The following is a 2,583-nucleotide window of genomic DNA, read 5'->3' as shown; positions in this document are numbered from 1 at the left end:
CGACCGGCCCGTCCCCACCGTGTGCGCCGGCGGCGGGCCCGGCGGCGGACCTGAGCCGTTCCCTTCAGGCTCCCGCAAGACGCTGTCCGACGCCCGGGAGCGCGGCACTTGGACACCCCGGCCGGACGGGATGGTCCTGCAGTCCCGTCGTGAAGGCGCCGGCCGGGAGGCCAAGCACAGCACACAGGAGAGCCGTGCCGCCGACACTCCGGCGCCGATGTTCACCGCCGAGGCCCACCGCTGGTCATGGTCCCTGCGCAGCAACAGCCAGGCCAACGCCACCGTCCGTCCGCTGTCCGAGCCGGCCGGCACGCTGTTCTTCGGACACCGGGCCAACGAGTGCACCTGGGTCGCTGAACCCGCCACACCGCTGGCCTCAGAAGCCGATGTGCCTGCCGTTCCCGAGCCGATCCGGATCACTGCCCAAGAGGCCGGCCTCCTGCAGACCTTCCCGGCCGACTATCCCTGGGCCGGGAACAAGGGCCAGCAGTTCTCGCAGATCGGCAACGCCGTCCCGCCGCTGCTCGCCGGCCATCTCCTCGCCCCGCACCTCGGCGTCCGCCTCGATCCCGACGACTTCACTCTCGCCGCCTGATGCCCCACACTCCCGAACCCGACGAAGACCACGACCTCTACGCCAGCGCGCCACGGCAGCCGGTGTTCCACGTCGAGCAGGCCCTCCTCGGAGCCCTCCTCCTCGATCCACACCGCCTCGGTGACCTGACCGGCATCACCGCCGAGTCCTTCTCCACCGCAGCGCACACAGCTCTGTTCGCCGCGATCAGCGCCCTGCCGCCGCCCGACCCGGACGAGCACGCGAAGAACGCCACGTGGCTCGATCGCGTGCTCACCACCGCACGCCAGCAGGCACACGGGCTGACCGCCTCCGACCTTCACGCGCTCGTCCAGGTCTGCCCCTGGCCCCGCCACGCCCCGGCGTACGCGCGGATGGTCGAGGCCGAACATGCCCGCCGTCGCCTTGAGGTAGCCGCGGAACGCCTCGTGCACACCGTCCACGACGCCTCCCTCCCCCACCCCGTCCAGACGGTGCTCACCGAGGCCGACGCGCTCGCCACGGTCGTGGACGACATCGCAGCCCGCTTCCCGCCACGCGCAGGCGTCCTGCCCCGCACCGCGGCTCCGCCACCACCCGCAGCACCCGACTACATAGAGGCAATCGAGGAAGAGCGGCTGCTGCTCGCAACCGCCACCGCCTACCCAGCCGGCATCGACGCCGTCCCGTGGCTGCTCCCCGGCGACCTCCTCGTGCCGCTGCACGCCGGCCTGTGGCAGTGCCTGACCACCCTGGCCCGCCGCCAGGAGCCCGTCGACCCCGTCACCGTCCTGTGGGAAGCGCAGCAGCGCGGCCTGCTCGACGACGGAAGCGATCCTGGTGAGGTGCTGCGGATGCTGGCCGAACCGGCGGGATCCGTAGAGCACTGGGGCGAGCGTGCTCTGCAGCGTTCCCTCCTGATCACCGCCGAGCACACCGGCCGGCACATCACGGCGTTCGCCGGCGACCCGGCGAACACCCCCTTCCAGCTCGTCGTCGGCGCCCGACGCGCCCTCTCCGACATCGGCGCCGTCCGCAGCCGCTGGCAGAACGCCACCACACCCACCTGCTGCCCGCCTCCACCTCGGCGACCGGCGCCCACCACCCGCGCCGGCCCACCAACCACCACGGCCGCGCACGCCTCTCGCCCCGTGCGAGCAGCCCGATAGCCCCCGCATACGCCGGTGGCCGAGGTGGAGGCCCGGCCACCGGCAGAACAGACGAGACCCCCACATGACTCCCGCCATCGACGCCCACGTCCGCCTCGAAACCCACCCCACTCACCCGAGCGCCGTCCAGGCCGTCCTGACCGGCAGCCAGGCTCACGTCGCCCTCATCGCCCTGGAGTCTGCCGAGTGGAGCGTCGCCGCCACCAACGTCCTGGTCCTGGCCCGCATCGATCACGAGGAGCCCCACTGGGCCAAGGACGCAGCCGAGCGCCTGCGCGCCGAAGGCATCACCGTGGAGATCACCCCTCGGCTCCAGAAGGCCATGAACGAGGAATGGACCTGGGCCAACTACCCGATGCCGTGGTGCACCCGCAGCGAGATCCTCAAGGTCTCCAACCAGGCGCAACAGATCCACGACGACATCCGCCACGGCCACCCTCCTCATCCACGCCCACGCGCCGTCGCCGTCGGCACATACCTTCACCGGAGCAGCAAGTCCGTCTACCTCCACGGCGAAAACCACCTCCGCCAGATCGCCGACACCTTCGGCTCACCCGCAGAGGCACTGCTCGCCTTCGAGAAGATCCACGCAGCCGCGATGCGCCCCGGCCCGGCGCCTCTGACCGACACCGAACGCGCCGCCATCGCAGCGCGCTCCGTCTTCGACGTCACCACGGCCAAGGTCCAACCGTCCCGTCCGGCCCCGGAGACAGTCCCCGTCTACCTGGCCGACGCCGGCGACCACGATGCACTCCTGGAGGCGTTCATCGACTCCGACGGCGAATGGCAGAAATGGCACGCTTTCCCTATTGAATCGGCGGGTTGAAGCCGATCTGGCAGGGTGGCGTGATGGGCAACTGG

At 71.2% G+C, this 2,583-nt stretch carries 3 protein-coding genes; all 3 read left to right on the top strand.

Features of this window, described 5'->3' with window-relative positions; genetic code table 11:
* Positions 1-595 (top strand): DNA cytosine methyltransferase (locus ABZ646_RS44690; protein ID WP_360532982.1); only part of this gene is annotated, 595 nt, incomplete at its 5' end.
* Positions 595-1,722, top strand: coding sequence for a DnaB-like helicase N-terminal domain-containing protein (locus ABZ646_RS44685; protein ID WP_360532979.1), 1,128 nt, complete (start codon positions 595-597; stop codon positions 1,720-1,722). The genes ABZ646_RS44690 and ABZ646_RS44685, both read left to right, overlap by 1 nt.
* Positions 1,723-1,786: 64 nt before the next feature.
* Positions 1,787-2,548 carry a hypothetical protein gene (locus tag ABZ646_RS44680; RefSeq protein ID WP_360532976.1) on the top strand — a complete coding sequence of 254 codons (762 nt, stop codon included), beginning with the start codon at positions 1,787-1,789 and terminating at the stop codon, positions 2,546-2,548.
* Positions 2,549-2,583 lie beyond the last annotated feature (35 nt).

The sequence above is a fragment of the Streptomyces sp. NPDC007162 genome (genome assembly GCF_040634175.1).
Lineage (GTDB): Bacteria > Actinomycetota > Actinomycetes > Streptomycetales > Streptomycetaceae > Streptomyces.
Note: the sequence above shows the minus strand (reverse complement) of the source record. Positions and strands in the feature narration are given on the sequence as shown.

What these genes read in the sequence shown, in the direction of transcription:
- ABZ646_RS44685 (WP_360532979.1), top strand. Translation starts at nt 595, where the DNA reads ATGCCCCACACTCCCGAACCCGACGAAGACCACGACCTCTACGCCAGC.
- ABZ646_RS44680 (WP_360532976.1), top strand. Translation starts at nt 1,787, where the DNA reads ATGACTCCCGCCATCGACGCCCACGTCCGCCTCGAAACCCACCCCACT.